The sequence below is a fragment of the Psychrobacter sp. UBA6766 genome (assembly GCF_002453355.1).
Classification (GTDB): domain Bacteria; phylum Pseudomonadota; class Gammaproteobacteria; order Pseudomonadales; family Moraxellaceae; genus Psychrobacter.
On sequence record NZ_DKGQ01000037.1, the window covers coordinates 1 to 21,224 of the forward strand.

Here is a 21,224-nt window from a genome sequence, read left to right on the forward strand (position 1 = left end):
TATCTAGGACAGCCCCAAAATTTATATAAATTACCGTTAAAATAAGCTAAATAATTCTCCGAAAGTAAGATTAATTTTGCTATACTAGCGCGCTTGGTAGACTAGGCGATCGCCGCTGCACACTGGCAATAGATGGCGCAGGGGAGGAAAGTCCGGGCTACATAGGGCAGCGTGCCAGCTAACGGCTGGGCAGAGTAATCTGACGACCAGTGCAGCAGAGAGTAGACCGCCTTTAGTGTCTAACACTATCGGTAAGGGTGAAAGGGTGCGGTAAGAGCGCACCGCGTGGCTGGCAACAGTTCACGGCACGGTAAACTCCACGCGTAGCAAGACCAAATAGGCATCGGCATGGCGCGGCCCGCGTTCGATGCGGGTAGGTTGCTTGAGCGTATCAGTGATGATACGCCTAGAGGAATGATCGTCCACGACAGAACCCGGCTTATCGGTCTACCAACTTTTTTATGGTTTGTTTTTATCGTTAGCAGTATGAATATTTGCCATAAATTTGAATAAAATTCACATTTTTTGCAAAAAAACGATAATTAGGGGTTGACGATAGTCATCTCTATCGGTATTATACCGAGCCTTAAATGGCGATGTAGCTCAGCTGGTTAGAGCGCATGACTCATAATCGTGAGGTCAAGAGTTCAAGTCTCTTCATCGCCACCATATTAGTAAGACCAGTAGTATTAAAAATGCCAATCATTATGTGATTGGTTTTTTTTTGCCTGAATTTTATCCATTATCTATCACTGTCTGCGCACTTTATATTATCTCTCAGCGAGTCATTATTTTTGAATTTTTATCGCGCTTGATTCACGTCATGTACCAAGCAACATCTTGCTAATAAAATCGCCTTACTTTAGCGCGGAAAACTGCTAGAATACTCTCACATGTCTGCGCCTATGAATAAGCTCACCATTTGAGTTAATAAACTGTTTGATTTAATAAACAGTATAAGCGCCATGACTTTTAGCGAGATAGATAATCTCGTCACTTATTACTCAGATATCGGTGTATTGGCTGATATGAACTATAAGTAAGCATTCTATCGATTCTACCTGACAGTATTTACTAACAGCATGTATTTTCGTTATTCAATCCTCCATTATTTAGTAGGCGCTTTGTGACTGCATTAGCCAATATTCGTAACTTTTCTATTATTGCCCACATTGATCATGGCAAGTCGACCCTTGCCGATCGTTTTATTCAGATGTGCGGCGCCTTGCAAGATCGTGAAATGCAGGCGCAAGTTCTTGATTCGATGGACATTGAACGTGAGCGCGGCATCACCATTAAAGCCCAGTCCGTAACTTTATTTTACGACCACCCTAATGGCGAGCGTTATCAGCTGAATTTTATCGACACGCCCGGTCATGTCGATTTTTCCTACGAAGTATCACGCTCATTAGCCGCTTGTGAAGGCGCGCTATTGGTGGTTGATGCCGCGCAAGGCGTGGAGGCACAGTCGGTTGCCAACTGTTATACCGCCGTTGACCAAGGCTTAGAGGTGATGGCGGTCTTAAATAAAATTGACTTGCCACAAGTTGAGCCTGAGCGTGTTATTCAAGAAATCGAAGATATCATTGGGATTGATGCCGTTGATGCGCCACGTGTATCGGCAAAATCTGGTCTTGGTGTTGATAAGTTGCTAGAAGCGTTAGTTGAATTTATTCCAGCGCCAACGGGCGACCGTGAAGGTCCGCTACAAGCGTTGATTATCGATTCATGGTTTGACAGTTATTTAGGTGTGGTCTCACTCGTGCGCGTCCGTGAAGGCACGGTCAAAAAGGGCGATAAAATTTATATCAAATCGACCAAAGAAGCCCATCTCGTCAGCTCGATTGGTGTCTTTACGCCAAAGCCTTTAGACACGGGTATTTTGGAAGCCGGTGAAGTGGGTTTTATCATCGCTGGTATTAAAGACATCGCGGGTGCACCAGTCGGTGATACGATTACCCATGCCAAAACACCGGACGTAGATCGTATTCCTGGTTTTAAACAGGTTACGCCGCAGGTTTATTCAGGAATGTTTCCAGTCGATGCTAACGACTTTGAAAAATTCCGTGAAGCCCTACAAAAGCTACAAATTAATGATGCTTCGCTATTTTTTGAGCCTGATACCTCGGATGCGCTTGGTTTTGGTTTCCGCTGTGGCTTTTTAGGAATGCTGCACATGGAGATTATCCAAGAACGTTTAGAGCGTGAATATGACTTGGATCTCATCACCACTGCGCCGTCGGTTATTTATGAGATTGAAAAGAAGAACGGCGAAGTCATTTATGTGGATAATCCATCAAGATTGCCTGAGCCAAATAACATTGAAGAGTTCCGTGAGCCGATTGCGCGCTGTCAGATTTTGGTACCACAAGATTACTTAGGTAATGTCATGACGATTTGTATTGAGCGCCGTGGTGTTCAGGTCGATATGCGTTTTATGGGTCGCCAAGTGCAATTGATTTTTGATATTCCAATGGGCGAGGTGGTCATGGACTTCTTCGACCGTCTAAAATCCGTCTCGCGCGGATTTGCGTCACTTGATTATAATTTTGAGCGTTACCAAGCTGATAAATTGGTCAAGGTTGACGTGTTGATTAACGGTGATAAGGTCGATGCGCTTGCGATGATTGTACACCAAGATCAAGCTCGCTTCCGTGGTAACCAGCTCGTCACTAAGATGAAAGAGCTGATTCCGCGTCAGATGTTTGACGTCGCGATTCAAGCGGCGATTGGCAGTCAAATTATCGGTCGTAGTACGGTGAAAGCGATGCGTAAAGACGTCCTAGCCAAGTGTTATGGCGGCGACGTGTCGCGTAAGAAAAAGCTACTCTCGAAACAAAAAGCCGGTAAAAAACGCATGAAGCAAGTGGGTAACGTAGAGATTCCACAAGAAGCCTTCTTAGCCGTCTTGCAGGTCGATAATTAGACATTGCTTGCCTTGTAAAAGGTAAAAAGAGAGCAAGAATTAACACAGTCAGTTTTAATGCAAAAATAGTTTGATCATCAGCTCGTTAATAGGCAAATTCGTATGGATTTTGATTTTAATTTAATTTTAGTGCCATTAACCATCGGCTTAGGTATTATTTGGCTACTAGATAAGCTGACGCTCAAACAGCGTAAAACAAGAGGTCGCGGTAAAGAAAGCTTGTTGGTACGTTGGGCGTATGATTTTTTCCCTGTATTGGCGGTGGTGTTAATTGTACGCTCATTTTTGATTGAGCCGTTTAATATTCCCTCATCATCAATGGTGCCAACGTTATATACGGGTGACTTTATCGCGGTGAATAAATACGCGTATGGTGCACGTCTGCCGCTGACTTATAATAAGGTGCTTGATACAGGTAAGCCTGAGCATGGCGATGTGGCGGTTTTTCGCTATCCTGAAAACCCAAGTATTTATTATATCAAGCGTGTGATTGGTCTGCCGGGTGATACGGTTAATTATGATCAAGGGACGCTAACAATCAATGATGTCCCTGTTCCTACCAAAGCGGTAAATTTTGATGCCGATTCCGAGCTAACGTCACAGTTATATCCAGCAGGGCAAGTGGCACCAGGACAAGTATTGAGTGAAGACAATGCCATACGAATGGGTCAACAAGAAGAAAGTCAGGCAAAGTATTTCGAAGAGATTCAAGGCGACAACAAACACTTGGTTCGCTATTTAGCGGATATGAATAGTTCGCAATACGCGCCATTTTTACAGCAAAAATCCCCCGAAGTGGTCAGCTCTGGAGGAACAGAATGGCAGATTCGTGTGCCAGAAGGTCATTACTTTGTGATGGGTGATAATCGCGATCGTAGTGCTGATGGGCGTTTTTGGGGTTTCGTTCCTGATGATAACTTAGCAGGAAAAGCGGTCTATATTTGGATGCATAAACCGCCAGGACTGAACTTACCAACCTTTAAACGTAATGGTAGTATTGATTAGTATGATCGATGCACTAAAGATTGATTTACCGATAATAGTTTGTGCTAATATTAGTGCTATCCAATAAACCGCCCGCTAGTCTATAGTTATCAAAAGATATCAAATAAAAAAACGATAATATCAAGTGTTATTAACAAGATAGTTTTTTAAAGTATGGCGGTTTATATATAGTAATTTACCCTTTGAGAGGTCTTATGGTGCAACAGTTATCTGGTTTGTCTTCACAGCGCGGCGCTAGTGTGACGAGTGTCGTTTTTATCATTATTGTTTTGGGTGTGGCTGCTAAATTGATAGTTGCTATCGTTCCTGCGCAAATTGGCGACTATCAGCTGACGAAAACCTTAAGTGCACAGCTTAAAGAGTCCAATGCAAATAAAGAAACGGCCAAGCAGTTTGTAGAGCGCGTGAATAAACAGTTATCCATTAACGCCGATTACGATACGAAAGCAGAAGAAGTTTTTACCTTTACCGATAAAAAAACAGGCCAGCTAGCTATCTATAAAAAGTACGAAACCACCAATAACTTTTTTGGCAATATCGATATCGTTAATCGATTTGAAGGTGATATTGATTCTACCACCGCCGAATAATTCATATTTTAAACCATAGAAAGCCAAAAACGGTTTTTTAAGATTTAATTTTTAAAGACTTTTTTAAAGCTATTTTGAAACACCATCATTTCATAACATTTATTGATGAAACAAAAGGGATAATCACAAACCACGCATGAAACCAACTTCGCAGTATCCTCAGACGGTACCTAATCCCCATAAAAATAGTGTGTCTGATGACGCGCTTATTATTAGCTCAGAATTTATTCAACGGTTAGCGGTATTGTCGCGCAAGTTGGGTTATGTGTTTAATGATTTAAGTCTGCCTAAACTGGCGCTTACTCATCGCTCGTTTGATAGTAAAAAAAACTACGAGCGCTTGGAGTTTTTGGGTGACGCGCTATTAGGAATGATAATCGGTGAAGCTCTATATCATCGCTATCCTACGCAAAACGAAGGCCGCCTCACCCGTATGCGGGCAACTTTAGTACGGCAAGAATCGCTAGTGATTATCGCACAAAATCTAGAGCTCTCTAATCAACTGATATTAGGAGTTGGTGAGCGTAAAGGCGGCGGGCGCAATCGTGCTTCTATCTTAGCCGACGCTGTAGAGTCGTTAATTGGCGCTATTTATTTAGACAGTCAAGATATGGATATTACCCGTACTTGCGTGCTTTCCTGGTATGGTGATCTCATAGACAATGTAAGTGATCAAAAAGCGCTAAAAGATGCCAAGAGCCGTTTACAAGAATGGTTGCAATCTAAGCAGTTTGATTTGCCGCATTATGAGCTGATGGAAACCCGTGGTAACGCCCCGCATCAAGTTTTTGTGGTACGCTGTCAGGTCAATATTAATAATTGTCCTGATATTACTGAGTCTGGTGAAAGTCGCCGGATCGCTGAGCAAAAAGCGGCGGAACTCATGATTAATCAGTTGCATAAATTGCCGGGACAGCCGAAAAGACGTACTTAACTTTTTAAAGTTAATTTTTTAAAACTGCTTTTTACAATATTAAATTCAATGATTCCAGTAAATGATTTCAATGAATTATTTGTTGAAACGTCCAATACTTTTAACATGATCAGTCTTATGCCGCTTTTATTTCAACGACTATCAAGCGCCATGACTGATGACAACCTCCATAGGATTAACCCATGAGCAACCACAATGATTTGTCATTAAATAATGAAGGCAATGCTAAAAATATGACCGAAAACCCAGACACGAATTCAAACCAAAGTATTGCTGAATCAAATGACGTTATACAAAATGATGTGCAGAAAAACAATGCTAGATTAAACGATGCTAAGCTAACTATTGATAGCTCAGAAGATGAGACTTTAGAAAACCCTGCGTTAGAAAGTAACGCATTAGAAAATGATTTGACTATTGAAGAATTCTTTTCACCAAATAATAAAGCGACTATTGCTGATGACTTTAAGGCAGGATATGTGGCCATTGTTGGTCGTCCGAATGTAGGCAAATCAACCTTGATGAACCATTTGTTGGGCCAAAAACTGTCTATCACCTCGCGTAAACCGCAAACGACCCGCCATCGTATTCACGGTATTTTGTCCAATGACGAGATGCAAGCAGTCTTCGTTGACACCCCAGGCATTCATCGTAAGGAAGTGCGCGCTATCAATGAGCGCATGAATAAAGCCGCCGTCTCTGCACTGGTCGATGTTGATTTGGTGTTATTTGTGGTTGATTCTGATCAGTGGCGCGATGATGACTTATTAACACTACAAAAACTTGGTGATACCAATCTAACCGTAGTCTTGGTGATTAATAAAGCCGATACGCTAAAAGATAAAGGTAGCGTGTTACCCCTGATTGAAACGTTTAACGAAAGTTTTGATTTTGCTGATATCGTCCCTGTCTCGGCCTTAAAAAACCAAAACCTAGATCGCTTGCAAGAAGTGATCGCCTCACATTTGCCAATCGCGGAGCCGATTTACGATAGCGAGCAAATCACTGATCGCTCAGAGCGCTTCTTAGCCAGTGAAATCATCCGTGAAAAAATCATGCGTAGTGCTGGTGATGAAGTACCCTACGATTTAACGGTTCAGATTGATGGCTTTAAAGACGAAGCGGCTCATATTGACCCAAAAACAGGTCGTCCGCGTAAAGCTTGTACCTTTATCGATGCGACTATCTATGTTGAGCGTAGTGGGCAAAAAGCAATCGTCATTGGCGATAAAGGTCAACGTATCAAACAAGTCGGTATGGATGCACGTAAAGACATGGAACAGCTGTTTGATAAAAAAATCATGTTGACGTTGTGGGTAAAAGTGAAACGCGGTTGGTCTGATGATGAGCGTGCTTTGACCAGTTTAGGATATTAATAGCAATTAAAAAAGCGTGGTGAGCAGTTGTTTATATCACCACTGCTGAGGTAATAATCCATGCGTAATGAAGCGTTAATCGGTTATTTATTACATCAGCGCCCCTACCAAGAAAAGCGCGCCTTATACTATCTATTTTCTCAGCAACATGGTGTCATCCATGGCATTGGCAAAAAAGGTGCGCCGCTTTTTACGCCACTGCAACTCTTTGCCAGCGGTAAACGTGATTTAAAAACGTTCAGTCAAATTAATATTGCGCCGTTAAATGCTATTCAATCGCCTTCAGAGCAAAAAGATGAGGACGCTAAATTTTCAGAAGCGCTGTATCATGAAAGTATCAGTGGCCAACATCAGTACGCTGCCCTTTATCTAAATGAAATATTGTGGCGGCTATTACCCACTGAAGATCCTATGCCAACCTTATGGCAACACTACCAAAATAGCCTACAGCAGCTTAAGCGGCCTTTAACTGCTGACGAGCTGCGTTTGTGTTTGCGTCAGTTCGAGACATATTTATTTAACGAGTTGGGATTTGCCTTAACGTTAAAACATGACAGCCTTGACCAATCTATTGAATCCAAATCCATTTATCGTTTCTTACCTGATGTGGGCTTAGTGCCTATTGTCTACGATGATGATAATGAAAGAGCTGTCGCACAAACCATTTTCAAAGGTAGTGAGATTTTAATGATGGTAGAGCAGGGTATATCGACGGTAACCCTTAACGCTTGGTCGCGTTTGCACCGACAATTAACCGACCATTTGCTTGATTATCAACCATTGCAAAGTCGCTTACTTTGGCAACAGCAACAGCGCTATCAGTCTTAGCTTTAAACGTAAGGTTTATCGGTATTTTATAAACTATTTTTTAGTAACTCATCTAAATATGGGTAAAAGGATTTTTTATGACTAGTACAGCAGTAAATGCATCCAACTTAAAACAAACTTCAAAAAATACTCTAAAAAAGCCGCTATTAGGGGTAAATATCGATCACGTAGCAACGTTACGCCAAGCGCGCGGTGTCAGTTATCCAAGTCCGTTAGCAGCCGCTCTTTTATGTGAGCAAGCTGGAGCCGATGGCATCACGATTCATTTGCGTGAAGACCGACGTCACATTCAAGATGCGGATGTTTACGCGATTGCTGAGCAACTGACTACCAGAATGAATTTAGAGATGGCAGCAACGTCTGAGATGCTAGAGATTGCTTGTGAGGTTAAGCCATTTTGGGTCTGTTTAGTTCCTGAAAAGCGTGCCGAATTGACAACAGAAGGCGGTCTTGACGTTGCAGGGCAAATGCCTTGGTTGACAGAGTATGTCAGCAAGTTACAAGCAGTAGGTATCAAAATTTCTTTATTTATTGACCCTGAAGACAAGCAGATTGATGCTGCGGTGAGCTGTGGCGCTGACGCGATTGAGCTACACACAGGCGCTTATGCTGAGGCGGGATTGGCTGGTAATGTCAGCAGGACGAACGATGAGCTTACACGGATTAAGCAAGCCGTACATAAAGCCCAACGGGCTAATGACAAGCTTCTGATTAATGCGGGTCATGGTTTGACACGTGATAATGTCCACGCTATTGCCCAAATCGACGGTATATATGAGCTAAATATTGGCCATGCGTTAATTGCTGATGCCGTCTTTGTTGGATTAAAACAGGCTGTTATTATGATGAAATCTGCTATGCATCAAAGCATTTAATCTCTCATCCAATCTCATTATTTTTATTGCCCACATTCAGTAGGGTGGTTTTCGTTGGGTTTATAGGTAATACCCCCACCTTGGTTGAATGAGATTTGATACATAGTATGATTGTAGCTTGAGGTCGGACAGTATTTAAAATGACCAAAATGCCCACGAGGACTGCCACTGTTACCCCAAAATTTTGTGTAATGACGATTGTTTCCTACGCGTAAATATAAAGTACGGTATTTGGGGTTTAAAGTCTGCTCTAGTAGCAGGTCATCAATTCCTAAATCGAAGTTCTTATTGTTATTTGTATCTAAAAATAGTAATAGCCTCTTATAGCTGTCTCTATGACACGTGCCGCCGTCATTAGAAAGGCAAACCAACAAGTTTTGTCTTCTAATGTGGCTTTCAGCTTTCGCTAATTTTAGAGTATTTTTAATTTGGTTCTCAATACGTTTTGCTTCCATACTGGCTAATTGCTCTAAGATATACGGCGTCGCAATCATTACGATAATAACTAAAACTGTGACTGTAACAATCAGCTCTATTAAGGTAAAACCGTATTTACTTTGGGCTTGAAAGCTAGATTGTTTTCTTGCCAATACTTTATATAATTCAATCATCAGAGACTGCTACCTATATAAGAGCTATGGCTATATAAGAAATATGAAAAATCGACTAACTTTAAGATTACTTCTAAATTTTAAGAATGTGTAAAGCTTATTAAATTTCAGTTTTATATACAAGTCGAATAATGTTTATTGTATCGAATATAAACTAAATATATGTCTACTGTCAAAGAATGTTTCAATTCGTGAATAGGGAGTTTTAGCAATAGAGATAATCAACGATCTGTATTAAAATATCTTGAAACAATAGATAGAATTCGTTTCATCATCTATTGCGACCTAACACACAAAAGATAAAAACTGTAAAGTGTGTTAGTTGTCAGTAATTCAAGCTGGCTAATGTGTTTTAGTTATGACATTATCGTGTAATAATGTGTAGCTGGTTAACGAAAAAAGTTGTAAACTGAATTGATAATCGCTAAGCTACTTCTTAATTGGTTTTGCTTTGTAATTTCAAATTCGTAAATGATGTCTGCTTTTGGGCATCTAGAGATGCGGTTTTGCTTAACGCATTACTAAAATTATCCTTTGGAGGAAGTTCATGAAATTAAATAAAATTGCTTTGGCATTGTTTGCCGTTACAGCGGCTCCACTAGCAGCAAATGCTGGTGTAACAATTAGTCCATTATTACTTGGTTATCATTACAGTGAAGGTGATGATGACAAACAAGCCGAAATCATGGGTGATGGTGCAGGAAATGGTTTCTATAAAGAAAATGGTCTTTATACTGGTGCAGCACTAGGTATCGAGTTAACCCCTTCTACTCAGTTCCAGGTTGAGTATGGTGTATCTAATACTGACGGTGTTGGTGTAAACAGAACTACTGGAAATGATGTTCCTGGTTCATTTGACGCTGAACAAGAAATGATTTCTGGTAACTTCTTGATTGGTTTTGAAGAGTTTAGTGGTTATACTGACAGTGCATTCAAACCGTATGCCTTAATTGGTGCTGGTCGTTCTAAAATTGAAATCGAAGATGCATCAGGTGAGTTTGTTACTGGTTCAAAAGACACTATCGGTAACCTAGGCCTAGGCGCTATGTATCGTATCAACGACGCGCTAAGCCTACGTGGTGAAGCTCGTGCGATTCATAACTTTGATAACAACTGGTGGGAAGGCATGGCATTAGCCGGTCTAGAAGTTGTCCTAGGTGGTCACCTAGCACCTACCGTTGCTGTTCCTCCAATGGAAGAGCCATTAGTTGATACTGCTCCAGTAGTAGTCGTTGAGTCTGATCTTGATTCTGATGGTGATGGCGTTCCTGATAGTATCGATGCATGCCCAGGTACTCCGATGAACGTAGTAGTTGATGAGCGCGGTTGCCCAGTACCAGTAGATATCACTGATGAGCTAAAAATGGAGCTTCGTGTATTCTTTGATAATGACAAGTCAACTATCAAAAACCAATACAAACCTGAAATCGCTAAAGTAGCAGAGAAGATGCGTGAGTATCCTAACTCTACCGCTCGCGTTGAAGGTCATGCTTCTAAAACAGGTCCTTCAGCACGTTACAACCAACGTCTATCTGAAGCCCGTGCTGTTGCTGTGAAATCTATGTTGACTAACGAATTTGGTATCGAGCCAAACCGTCTATCAACTGTTGGTTATGGTTATGACCAACCAATCGCTGACAACAACACTGAAGAAGGTCGCGCTATGAACCGTCGTGTATATGCCATCATCACTGGTGACAAAACCATGACTGTTGAACAAACTAAAGATATGGTTGTTCAGTAAGTAGTCGCTACTAGTTATGTGATAACTTAATTAGTTACAAAAAAAGTCACCCTTTGGGTGGCTTTTTTTTATTTATGTGATGAGAAAAGTAAGTTATTGCATAAAATGATGGTGCAATAATGTTATACTAGCGACCCAAACACTTTGTAAATTGACAAAGTGTATATTAGCATAGCTATCTGTACGATGGATTTATCAGCATAGGTATTTGATTCTAATACTGTTAATTAATCTGCCTATTGCGCAATCATTTAATCATAAATTAATCATATCTATCTGGTTGATGGCAACAGTTTATCCAGCGGTGCTTACTGCTACTGCATTTTTTTAAGACGAAACGAGCATTTTATATGGCGAACGATATCAAACACCTGCGTAACATTGCAATTATTGCCCACGTTGACCACGGTAAAACAACTTTGGTTGATAAGCTATTACATCAATCTGGTACTTTTGGCGATCGTGCAAACATTGCGGAACGCGCAATGGATTCAGGTGATATTGAGCAAGAACGTGGCATTACGATTTTAGCGAAAAATACTGCCATCCGTTGGACAGATAACACTGATGGTACTGAATACCGTATTAATATTGTCGACACCCCAGGTCACGCCGACTTTGGTGGCGAAGTTGAACGTGTGATGTCAATGGTTGACTGTGTTTTACTAGTGGTTGACGCGGTTGATGGTCCAATGCCACAGACTCGTTTTGTGACTCAAAAAGCGTTTGAGCAAGGTCTAAAGCCGATTGTTGTTATCAATAAAATTGACCGTCCTGGTGCACGCCCTGATTGGGTTATGGATCAAATTTTTGATCTATTTGACAATTTAGGTGCTACTGACGAGCAATTAGACTTCCCAGTTGTCTATGCCTCAGCTCTAAACGGTATTGCTGGTCTGGAAGCAGACAACTTAGCGGATGACATGACACCGCTGTTTAAAACCATCGTTGATGTGGTACAACCACCACAAGTCGATGCAGATGCTCCATTCCGTATGCAAATCTCTAGCCTTGACTATAACAGCTTCGTTGGTGTTATTGGTGTTGGCCGTATTCAGCGCGGTAAAGTAAAAACCAATACGCCAGTAACCATCATCGATAAGAATGGCAAAACACGTAGTGGCCGTATCTTAAAAATTATGGGTTATCATGGTCTAGATCGTATCGAAGTAGAAGATGCACAAGCGGGTGATATCATTTGTATCACAGGTATTGATGCGCTGAATATTTCAGATACTATCTGTGATCCTAACCACGTTGAAGCATTGCCAGCATTGACTGTCGATGAGCCAACGGTATCGATGAACTTCCAAGTGAACAACTCACCATTTGCTGGTCGTGATGGTAAATTTGTGACTTCACGTAACATTCGCGAGCGTCTTGAGCGTGAATTGATTCATAACGTGGCATTGCGCGTAGAAGATACCGAATCTCCTGATAAATTTAAGGTATCAGGTCGTGGAGAGCTACATTTATCGGTATTGATCGAAAATATGCGCCGTGAAGGTTTTGAGCTTGGCGTATCAGGTCCAGAAGTTATAGTGAAAGAGGTAGACGGCAAGCTACAAGAACCGTATGAAAACGTCGTCTTCGATATTGAAGATGAGCATCAAGGTTCAATCATGGAGCAGGTCGGCTTGCGTAAAGGCGAGATGACCAATATGGAGCTTGATGGTAAAGGTCGTATGCGTATTGAAGCGACAATGCCAGCTCGTGGTTTGATTGGTTTCCGTTCAGAGTTTTTAACATTGACGTCGGGAACGGGTATTATGACCTCAAGTTTCTCACATTACGGTCCACAAAAGATTGGTGATGTTGGTGGACGTTCAAATGGCGTATTGGTTTCTATGGCAAATGGTGTTTGCTTAGGTTTCGCCCTATTTAATCTACAAAAACGTGGTAAATTGTTCGCTGAGCCACAGCTTGAAGTCTACGAAGGTATGATCGTTGGTTTGAACTCTCGTAACGATGATATGGCTGTGAACCCAACGACTGCTAAGCAGCTGACTAACGTCCGTGCCAGTGGTACTGATGAAGCGTTGACTTTAACTCCAGCAGTTAAATTTACCCTTGAGCAAGCGCTTGAGTTCATTCAAGATGACGAACTAGTAGAAGTAACGCCAAAAGCTATTCGTCTGCGTAAGCGTTATTTGACTGAAAGTGAGCGTAAGCGTCATGGCCGTAAGAAAGGTGCTTAATATAGACATATAAAGTACTTTGTAATTTATATTTTCAATATTAAAAAAGCACTCAAAGCTAATTGTTCATAATTAGCTTTGACATCGAAAACTAGCAGTATGAGGTGAGCAGAATAAAGTTCACTTTATATTGCTTTTTTTTGTGTTTAGTTTTCATATATAATAAAAACGATCTAATCAATAAGGGATATTTATTTAGATAATTTTAAAAAATCAATATCGGAAAATCTAGTTCATTATCTATATAATAATTAATTGAACTTTCAAGGAATGACATTATGAGTATGGTATCTGAGTTTAAGGAATTTGCTTTAAAAGGTAATGTGATGGATCTAGCGGTTGGTGTCATTATTGGTGGTGCCTTTGCCACTATTACAACTTCCTTGGTTGAAGACATTATCATGCCTATAGTCGCTTTTATTGCCGGCGGCGAAATTAATTTTAAAAACATGTTTTTTATATTAGGTGATGCGCCTGAAGATGTGGCCATGACTTATGATGCACTTAAGGCAGCAGGCGTACCGGTGTTGGCTTATGGTAGCTTTATCACAGTGTTGATTAACTTCCTAATTTTGGCGTTTATCATCTTTATGATGGTCAAAATGGTTAATAGATTACGTCGTAAAGATGAAGTGGAAGAAGCGGTAAAAGGACCGTCAGAAGAAGTACAGCTGCTGCGTGAGATTAGCGCTAAACTTGGTAACTCTAATATTTCAAAATAAGATTATGTCATTTACTTGCGGTAATAAAAAAAGCTAACGAAAAGTTAGCTTTTTTTATTTTAATCTAAGAACGGTTAAATTCGATGATTATTTTCTTATTTTATAACCTAAGGCTTAACTACCACATAGTCATTTGTATTGATCAGAATCTCTGAGGGCTGATCGACAACAATACGGACGACATTGTTATCAACAACTTGTGATTTATAATAATTGTCTTCGGCAACCGTACAGCCGAGGCAACGTCCCATTGCATCCCATGGCTCAACAAATAATTTCTGCTGCGCTTGGTCGGCATTGCCACCGATAAGTGAGAAGGGCAGACTAACCAGATAAGCGGCTGTGCCTGCCACAGCGGTTACTAACTGTAATGGTTTGCCGACAATAGTATCAACTGTCATGGTCTCATAAGAGGGACCAAAATCTGTTTCATCGATTTCTATCGCTGCTAAAGCAGGATTCATACTAGTAAAAATTAAGCTTGCGCTTGCCATCATGGTCAGTAATTTATATTTGACTGTGCGTTTCATTTTAGCTGGAGCGCTCATAATGATATCCTAAAACTCATGAAGTATGATTAATAGCTGCGGCTATTTCCACACAGAGACAATTTCCCTATAGGAATAATGCGACAACGATAGCTATTTTAAATACTATAGATAAATGCATTGCATTATTTATAGAATATTAGCACTATTAAAGCAAGATGTATGCTAATAAGCAACAAAAATGCGCAGCTTATCTTTATTCGAAAGACATTTTTTAGCACAAATGTGTTTATTGAGAGCACTGACTAAAATCTTGATAAATCGTACTGATTGAACCGCTCCTAAACTTGACAATTTTTTCCTTAAAAATTCTTTTATAAAGCTGCTTTAGAAATGGATTACTTGACTGGCTGACAGTTAGAACAGTAGACACTGGCACGTCCATTCAGCTTAATGTTTTCTAATAACGTGTCACAATGCGGACAAGATTCGCCTTGTCTACCATAAACATTTAAGGTTTGTTGAAAATAACCCGTTTGGCCGCTAGCAACGGTAAAATCGCGTAATGTGGTGCCACCAAGAGTTATTGCTTTTTTTAAAATTGCTTTGATATGCTCAACCAACGTGACTATTTGCTCATATGAGACTTCATGAGCGGGCGTTGCAGGATGAATGCCTGATAAAAAAAGGCTTTCTGTCGCGTATATATTACCAACGCCAACAACGACTTGCTGTTCCATAATGACTGATTTAATGGCACGTTTGATAGGCTGCTTACTATTGTTTTTATTGGCTACGTTATTAGTAGAGGTTTGATTTGAATTATCTGAGCGCTGTATTAACTGGTATAAATAATCAGCGGTGAACGCTTTCGATAATGGCTCAGGGCCCAAATGATTCAATAACTTATGGCCATAATCCTCAAACCATAATACGGATCCAAAGCGTCTCGGATCGTAATAGTGTAACTGAGTTTGGATATTATCAGCGCCATTAAAGGTCACAATTAAATGGTCATGTTTACGTTTATCGGCGCCATCGCTGTGCTGCTGTAAACTGCCAGACATTCCCAAATGAATCAGAAGTTGGCGCGGGGCTAAGGGATTCGGTTGGGTAGGAGTGCGAGTATCAGCAGAAATAAGCGGTATAAAATTTAGGATTAGATACTTAGCTCGGCGCTCGACGCTATCTAACGTGTAATCAACCAGTTGATTCAAATCATCGGGCATCGACCAGCGCAGTTTTGGTTGGAAAACTTGGACATCAACCACTTGTTGACCTAACAGGGGTTTAAGACTGGTTTTGGTGGTTTCTACTTCAGGCAACTCAGGCATAGTATTTCTTATAAGACTCTATTATGAATAAAGGGCATTTTTAAAAAGTTTCAAAAATCAATTATCAAACGACAGCGCGGCGAGCATGTAAAATACCATGCTGCTGTTCGAGCTTAGCGAGTAGCTTAGACAAATGCGCTAGCCCTGAAACTTCTACATGAAATTTTAAAAAAGCGATATTGTCGTCATTGCTTAGCGTCTCAACCTGACGGATATTGACGTTTTCTTTATCAATAATTTGGGTCAAATCACGCAGTAATCCGCGCCTATCATAGGCTTCGACATGGATATCTACTGGCTGATAACGGCCAGCTTTAACCGTCCAAGCAGCTTCAATTTCGCGCTCAGGATCGCGCTCAATTAAGCGTAGATATTCTGGGCAACCGCGATTATGCACGCTGACACCGCGTGACAAGGTAATGTAGCCAGCGATAGGCTCACCATGGATAGGGTGACAGCAGCCTGCTAAGTTAATCTCGATATTGTCTAAACCGTCGATTCGGATTTTATAAGCGTCAAGTTTCCCCGCATTTCTCGTATCAATACTAGGGGTAAAATCCTCCTCAGGTTTTTCAGGCTCTAGATCCAACTGACGAGAAATATGGCTGGTCAACTGGTTGAGACTAATATCACCCGTCACTAAACCGACCACGATATCATCGGTATTATTGACATTAAAATGCTGAGTATAATCGTTCAAATCGATACTGTTTGGATGTACCGATAAACGCTCAAGCTCTTTACTAAGCATTTGGCGACCTATCTCGATATTTTTATCGCGGTCTTGCTTATTAAACCATTGACGTAATTTTGAGCGAGCACGGTTGGTATGAATATAACCAAGCGAGGCAACCAGCCAATCACGGTTAGGTTCACGTGAAGCTTTGGTAATAATCTCAACTTGTTCGCCAGTTTTGAGTTGATAAGTCAGCGGCACATAGCGCTGATTGACGCGAGCCGCTTGCGCACGATTACCGACCTGCGTGTGCACATAATAGGCAAAATCCAATACCGTCGCGCCTTTTGGCAGCTCGGTGATATCGCCATCGCGACTAAAAATATAAATACGTTCAAGCTCGTCAAAATCAACCAGTTGTTCTTCTTCGTCAAACTCAATTTCTTCTAATTCTTCGCCTGTTAACAGTGCAGAGCGTGGTTGATTGCGCGTCTCATTATTAATAGAAAGCAGTTGTCTTAATGAGCTGATTCTCTGGTTAAGGTAATTGTCCTTTTTATTTTTTAGCCCTTCTTTGTAGTTAACGTGCGCACACATTCCAAGCTCGGCTTCAAAGTGCATTTCTTGGGTGCGGATTTGAACTTCAAGCGATTTATTCTCGGCAATAACGGCCGTATGAAGGGAGCGATAACCATTCGATTTTGGATTGGTAATATAGTCGTCAAATTGCTCAGGGATATAGCGCCATAAACCGTGAACCAATCCCAAAACGTGATAGCAATCTGAGGGGCTGGTGACCAAGACTCTTAGTGCACGAATATCATAAAGCTGATCAAAGGATAAGCCTTTGAGCTTCATTTTTCGGTAAATAGAGTAGATATGCTTTACGCGTCCTGAAACCTCGCCCTCGATATCGGCTTCCGCCAAAGCTTCATTGAGTTTATCTTGAACGCGCTCAATATAGGATTCACGTTCGCTGCGTTTTTCTGATAACAGTTTAGCGATTTCTTTGTAACGCTCGGGCGCAAGATAGCGAAACGCTAAGTCTTCAAGCTCCCATTTTAATTGAGCAATACCCAATCGGTGAGCCAACGGGGCATAAATGGTCATGACCTCACGCGCGACCCGATATTGGCGCTCTTCACTAGAAAAGGTCAATTCGCGCATGGCAAAGGTACGTTCAGCCAGTTTGATGAGCACCACGCGCACATCATTGGTGACAGAGATGAGCATGCTATAAATATTGGAGAGCTGATCGCGCTGATTATTAACGAAGTGGTCTTCTAAGCGCTTATTACTTTCGATAATTTCGGACAGTTTTCCCATCGCCAACGTATCTTTGACCAAGGTTGAGACATCAGCACCGAATTTTTTTTCAATTTCCGCTAAGCTAATAATCGCTTTACGTGCACTGCGATAGAGCATCGCCGCGACAAGAGCGTTCTCATCTTGATAAAGGTAAGTCAAGATATCGGTCATCGCAATACCTGTGACATAAGCGCCTGAACGCTCAGATTCGCTGGTATTCATATGGCTGCGGATAAACTCGCAAGCAGTAGCAAGATTCGGTACAGACTCTTGACCAATACGCTTGGCGACATTATCCAACCAAGTAGGAACGTCGATATTTATCTGATCTAAATCAATTGCTTCTAGCTCTTTTTCTGACAGCGCAGAGGCGTTATTGAGTAGCCGATTGTCTAAATACTCATCTTTGAGGTTTGGGTCGTGATCGTGGTAAGCATATTGGGCGGAGCGATCAAAGGTGGTGTGCAACTTATGAGTGGACAGCTGATACTTAATATCGTGTGGAATTTGGGCATAGCTATTGGCAGACTGATGAGAGCGTTGACTCGCGACCAGTTGTGCCGCCAATGTTGCGCTATCGGCTTGCGTGGTTTGTCCATCTACCAGCGGTAACCCTTCACGAATTTTTACCATAGCCCACTCCTCTTAGCTATTCTAAACTGATTAGAAGCCTATTTACCGTACACACCTTGAGGTTTCCATAGGCAAAGTGACAGCTATAAATCAATTCAGCCGCTAAAAAATCCCTTCTTAGCAGCTATAAAATGACAAACATAAATAATATTTCAAGCGATGAGTAAAACTACTCACGATATCTTGCTGAAGAAAGCTTAAATATATTGGCTATTATTATCTCATTTCACAAAGACAAATCAAGCAAGGCTCTGTAATGATAATGTGGTTTTCGATAACACAACGCCTTTTTAGCCCTATCATTCAAGCCATTTCTGCATAAAGTGATAAGGTTAAAAGGTCGCTCTTATTTGTAGCTGTCATGCGTTACTGTTGTGCTTCAGAACAGCGTGCGTTGAAACACAATGCGCTAAAATACTGTTCATCCAAACATCTTTCTTTAAGGTACTAGCACAACGAAAACTGACGTTAAGCTGGAACTTTCTCAAAGCGCGCAATAGACTCGACGTGACCGGTATGACAGAACATATCCATGACGCCCGCATGCGTTAAACGATAGCCTTGCTCTAATAAAGCTTTGGTATCACGAGCGAGAGTAGCAGGGTTACAAGAAACGTAGACAATACGCTCGGCATTGAACTTTGGTAGATACTGCATGATTTCCCAAGCGCCCGAACGTGGTGGATCAATGAGTAGTGCATCAAAGCCCTGATTCGCCCAAGGTTTGTCGGTGCAATCTTGGGTTAAATCTTGGCTATAAAACTCAGTATTATTAATACCGTTACGACGGGCGTTATCGGTAGCGCGGGCGGTCATGGCTTCACTGCCTTCCACGCCAACTACCGAACCAGTTTCACCGACTAAACGCGCTAGCGGTAAGCTAAAGTTGCCCAAACCACTGAATAAATCCAGTACGCGTTCGCCTGATTTTAGGTCTAGCAAATCACAAGCAAGTTTGGTCATCTGACGATTGACCGACAGATTGACTTGAGTAAAGTCCGTTGGGATAAACTCAAACGTCAAATCATACTCTGGCAATTGATAATACAAGCGTCCAAATTGCTCACTCATATTATCATTGTCAGTCAACGCAATACGCTGAATGCTATCGGCGCCTTTTGACTGTAAATAGAGCTGCCAATTGCGCGCTGCAAAAAACGTCTTTAATTTCTCGACATCAGCCTCTGACAATGGCGCTAAATGACGCACAATAAGGGCAACGGGCTGATTGCCATCAGGTAGCTCTGGCATCGCTTCGCCCATGGCTAATTCAAGCTGAGCAATTTTATCACGGCTCTCTAAGGTACTGATAAGCGCTTTTAAGTTTTCAATTTCAAAGCCAATTCGTGGGTCTAAAATATGACACTCATTTAACTCTGCTAAAAAGTTACTTGAGCGCTCACGAAAGCCAACTAAGGCTGTTTCTTTTTTGGCGACATAACGGACGCCGAGACGAGCTTTGGTGCGATAACCTAAACGCTCGCCGACCACGGGCGCTAGCCAATGATCAGGCTCGACATTGGCTTGATGAATCAGCATCTCAGCAAGCACAGATTGCTTAAAGTTAATTTGACCGTCGGGTTGCCAATGTTGCAAACTACAGCCGCCGCAGACGCCAAAATGCGGGCAGGGCGGTACAGCACGCTCAGGATTTGGATTGGCAGTGATGCTCACGGCATCGCCTTCTTCAAAACTGCTTCGGCTATTGGTGATTTTGACTAAAGCACTTTCGCCTGGTAGTGCAAAGCTGACAAAAATCTTTTTGCCGTGCTTATCTTCGATATGACCGTCCGCTTCACCAAAGCCATTACCATAAATAGCAACGCCGCGACCATCATGCGATAAACCGTCGATAGCAAAGGGTAGTGGCTCAGCGTCTTTTAAACGGCGACGCGTTTTTGATGAGGGCTTGGATTTCTTTTTGCTTGGCGGAATAGTAATGGTCTGAGTCTCGTTAGGTTGCTGATTGGTATTTAGAGTGGTAGAGATTTTGGAATCGGTGGGCTGCATAAACCTGCCTTAATGATAAAGAATAAGCAATAAAGGATAAATAACTAAAAATGAGCGTGAGACGTTAGCTGTTAAGATGTCATCTTTATAAAGACGCTCGTTAAATAAAAATGTCTGCTATGGCGCAGGCGAAGACGACCAATCAGCAATAAACTCATGATGGCGAGGACTGCCATCCGCTTGAGTATAACTTGCTAAATAATCGCGGCTTTGCTGCTGCCACGCCTCAAAATCTAGTGAGGATAATTGACCTGTTAACCGCAGCCAGCGCAGATATATCAGCCACGTATTCATCACGTCTGATTCACAATATATCGACAGCGTTTGCCAATCATGGTTGCTGACCAACTCACCAACCATACTACCATCGACATCCGTTTTACCGGGCAAACCGTATAAACTGGCAACAATATCCATGGCTTCACGGCGGCTGGCACCGTATTGGCTAAATCTGTCCATCAAATCAAGGTGACGGCTGTGAAAGCGATTGACGTAATTATCAAAACGCATATTCTTGATGCGCTCACCTTCTTCAAATAACCACGGCGCGGATAAGTCGTACTGCATCGCACGATAAATAAGCACCGGAATATCAAAGCCTGAGCCGTTCCAGCTGATCAGTTGTGGCAACTTTTCAAGGTCACTAAAGGCGCGGAAAAATTTGCTCAAAATGTCTTTTTCGCTAAATTTGTCTGCGGTTAGAGAAAATAAGGAGAATTTACCATCTTTAACATAGAGCGCAGAAATACAAACAATGCGCTGCAACGGTAGACGCATAAAGTCATGCCCCGCTTCTTGAACACGCAGCGCCGTCAACGCGCTTAACGCATCAGCGTCATTAAGCTCAGCCAGTTGCGGATAGATACGGCGGGCAGCGTCGGTATCGGCAACCGTCTCAATATCAAAGACCAAAATAGGCTTGGAAGAAAGGGCGTTTGACATAAATAATCCTGACTGTTTATAAGC

General features: G+C 41.8%; 16 protein-coding genes, 1 tRNA gene and 1 other RNA gene. 12 read left to right on the forward strand and 6 right to left on the reverse strand.

Going from position 1 to position 21,224, the window contains the following annotated elements:
* Positions 1-93 precede the first annotated feature (93 nt).
* The 9 genes from rnpB (at position 94) to pdxJ (ending at position 8,534) form a co-directional block, all read left to right on the forward strand.
* Positions 94-458: RNase P RNA component class A (gene rnpB, locus B4K26_RS07935), an RNA gene on the forward strand.
* Positions 459-592: 134 nt separating this feature from the next.
* Positions 593-669 (forward strand) — tRNA-Met (locus B4K26_RS07940).
* Positions 670-1,126: 457 nt separating this feature from the next.
* Positions 1,127-2,926, forward strand: a complete 1,800-nt coding sequence (lepA, locus tag B4K26_RS07945; RefSeq protein WP_296244680.1) for a translation elongation factor 4 — start codon at positions 1,127-1,129, stop codon at positions 2,924-2,926.
* A 102-nt stretch (positions 2,927-3,028) separates the two neighbouring features.
* Positions 3,029-3,931, forward strand: coding sequence for a signal peptidase I (lepB, locus tag B4K26_RS07950; RefSeq protein ID WP_296244682.1), 903 nt, complete (start codon positions 3,029-3,031; stop codon positions 3,929-3,931).
* 194 nt (positions 3,932-4,125) lie between these two features.
* Positions 4,126-4,521, forward strand: coding sequence for a DUF4845 domain-containing protein (locus tag B4K26_RS07955; protein ID WP_296244683.1), 396 nt, complete (start codon positions 4,126-4,128; stop codon positions 4,519-4,521).
* A 136-nt stretch (positions 4,522-4,657) separates the two neighbouring features.
* The gene (rnc, locus tag B4K26_RS07960; protein WP_296244684.1) at positions 4,658-5,455 is read left to right on the forward strand and encodes a ribonuclease III; all 798 of its coding nucleotides are present in this window, start codon (positions 4,658-4,660) and stop codon (positions 5,453-5,455) included.
* Positions 5,456-5,637: 182 nt separating this feature from the next.
* Positions 5,638-6,831, forward strand: coding sequence for a GTPase Era (era, locus tag B4K26_RS07965; protein ID WP_296244685.1), 1,194 nt, complete (start codon positions 5,638-5,640; stop codon positions 6,829-6,831).
* Between the two features lie 60 nt (positions 6,832-6,891).
* Entirely contained in the window at positions 6,892-7,659 is a 768-nt protein-coding gene (gene recO / locus B4K26_RS07970) for a DNA repair protein RecO (RefSeq protein ID WP_296244687.1), read from the forward strand.
* Positions 7,660-7,736: 77 nt separating this feature from the next.
* Positions 7,737-8,534 carry a pyridoxine 5'-phosphate synthase gene (gene pdxJ, locus B4K26_RS07975; RefSeq protein ID WP_296244688.1) on the forward strand — a complete coding sequence of 266 codons (798 nt, stop codon included), beginning with the start codon at positions 7,737-7,739 and terminating at the stop codon, positions 8,532-8,534.
* A gap of 23 nt (positions 8,535-8,557) precedes the next feature.
* On the opposite strand, the gene B4K26_RS07980 is transcribed toward pdxJ, so the two are convergent.
* Positions 8,558-9,145 (reverse strand): GspH/FimT family protein, encoded by a 588-nt coding sequence (locus B4K26_RS07980; protein ID WP_296244690.1) that lies wholly within the window; start codon positions 9,143-9,145, stop codon positions 8,558-8,560.
* Positions 9,146-9,692: 547 nt separating this feature from the next.
* Here B4K26_RS07980 and B4K26_RS07985 point away from each other — a divergent pair.
* From B4K26_RS07985 to mscL, 3 genes are all read left to right on the forward strand, one after another.
* A complete protein-coding gene (locus tag B4K26_RS07985; RefSeq protein ID WP_296244691.1) occupies positions 9,693-10,889 on the forward strand; it encodes an OmpA family protein in 1,197 nt (398 codons plus the stop codon).
* 350 nt (positions 10,890-11,239) lie between these two features.
* Positions 11,240-13,087: a translational GTPase TypA gene (gene typA / locus B4K26_RS07990; RefSeq protein ID WP_296244692.1), complete on the forward strand. Its 1,848-nt coding sequence runs from the start codon at positions 11,240-11,242 to the stop codon at positions 13,085-13,087.
* Between the two features lie 278 nt (positions 13,088-13,365).
* The gene (gene mscL, locus B4K26_RS07995; protein WP_296244693.1) at positions 13,366-13,809 is read left to right on the forward strand and encodes a large conductance mechanosensitive channel protein MscL; all 444 of its coding nucleotides are present in this window, start codon (positions 13,366-13,368) and stop codon (positions 13,807-13,809) included.
* A gap of 107 nt (positions 13,810-13,916) precedes the next feature.
* Here the strand turns inward: mscL and B4K26_RS08000 are convergent, their stop codons facing one another.
* From B4K26_RS08000 to B4K26_RS08020, 5 genes are all read right to left on the reverse strand, one after another.
* Positions 13,917-14,357, reverse strand: a complete 441-nt coding sequence (locus B4K26_RS08000) for a hypothetical protein (protein WP_296244694.1) — start codon at positions 14,355-14,357, stop codon at positions 13,917-13,919.
* Positions 14,358-14,695: 338 nt separating this feature from the next.
* On the reverse strand, positions 14,696-15,631 hold the full coding sequence (gene mutM / locus B4K26_RS08005) for a bifunctional DNA-formamidopyrimidine glycosylase/DNA-(apurinic or apyrimidinic site) lyase (protein ID WP_296244695.1): 936 nt from the start codon (positions 15,629-15,631) through the stop codon (positions 14,696-14,698).
* Between the two features lie 64 nt (positions 15,632-15,695).
* Positions 15,696-18,248 (reverse strand): RelA/SpoT family protein, encoded by a 2,553-nt coding sequence (locus B4K26_RS08010; protein WP_296244696.1) that lies wholly within the window; start codon positions 18,246-18,248, stop codon positions 15,696-15,698.
* A 468-nt stretch (positions 18,249-18,716) separates the two neighbouring features.
* Positions 18,717-20,258, reverse strand: coding sequence for a 23S rRNA (uracil(1939)-C(5))-methyltransferase RlmD (rlmD, locus tag B4K26_RS08015; protein ID WP_296244697.1), 1,542 nt, complete (start codon positions 20,256-20,258; stop codon positions 18,717-18,719).
* Positions 20,259-20,375: 117 nt separating this feature from the next.
* A complete protein-coding gene (locus B4K26_RS08020; RefSeq protein ID WP_296244698.1) occupies positions 20,376-21,200 on the reverse strand; it encodes a 3'-5' exonuclease in 825 nt (274 codons plus the stop codon).
* Between the last annotated feature and the right edge of the window lie 24 nt (positions 21,201-21,224).

Bases quoted from the DNA above. Each gene is read 5' to 3' on its own strand.
- lepB (WP_296244682.1), top strand. From the start codon at position 3,029: ATGGATTTTGATTTTAATTTAATTTTAGTGCCATTAACCATCGGCTTA.
- B4K26_RS07955 (WP_296244683.1), top strand. From the start codon at position 4,126: ATGGTGCAACAGTTATCTGGTTTGTCTTCACAGCGCGGCGCTAGTGTG.
- rnc (WP_296244684.1), top strand. From the start codon at position 4,658: ATGAAACCAACTTCGCAGTATCCTCAGACGGTACCTAATCCCCATAAA.
- era (WP_296244685.1), top strand. From the start codon at position 5,638: ATGAGCAACCACAATGATTTGTCATTAAATAATGAAGGCAATGCTAAA.
- recO (WP_296244687.1), top strand. From the start codon at position 6,892: ATGCGTAATGAAGCGTTAATCGGTTATTTATTACATCAGCGCCCCTAC.
- pdxJ (WP_296244688.1), top strand. From the start codon at position 7,737: ATGACTAGTACAGCAGTAAATGCATCCAACTTAAAACAAACTTCAAAA.
- B4K26_RS07980 (WP_296244690.1), bottom strand. From the start codon at position 9,145: ATGATTGAATTATATAAAGTATTGGCAAGAAAACAATCTAGCTTTCAA.
- B4K26_RS07985 (WP_296244691.1), top strand. From the start codon at position 9,693: ATGAAATTAAATAAAATTGCTTTGGCATTGTTTGCCGTTACAGCGGCT.
- typA (WP_296244692.1), top strand. From the start codon at position 11,240: ATGGCGAACGATATCAAACACCTGCGTAACATTGCAATTATTGCCCAC.
- mscL (WP_296244693.1), top strand. From the start codon at position 13,366: ATGAGTATGGTATCTGAGTTTAAGGAATTTGCTTTAAAAGGTAATGTG.
- B4K26_RS08000 (WP_296244694.1), bottom strand. From the start codon at position 14,357: ATGAGCGCTCCAGCTAAAATGAAACGCACAGTCAAATATAAATTACTG.
- mutM (WP_296244695.1), bottom strand. From the start codon at position 15,631: ATGCCTGAGTTGCCTGAAGTAGAAACCACCAAAACCAGTCTTAAACCC.
- B4K26_RS08010 (WP_296244696.1), bottom strand. From the start codon at position 18,248: ATGGTAAAAATTCGTGAAGGGTTACCGCTGGTAGATGGACAAACCACG.
- rlmD (WP_296244697.1), bottom strand. From the start codon at position 20,258: ATGCAGCCCACCGATTCCAAAATCTCTACCACTCTAAATACCAATCAG.
- B4K26_RS08020 (WP_296244698.1), bottom strand. From the start codon at position 21,200: ATGTCAAACGCCCTTTCTTCCAAGCCTATTTTGGTCTTTGATATTGAG.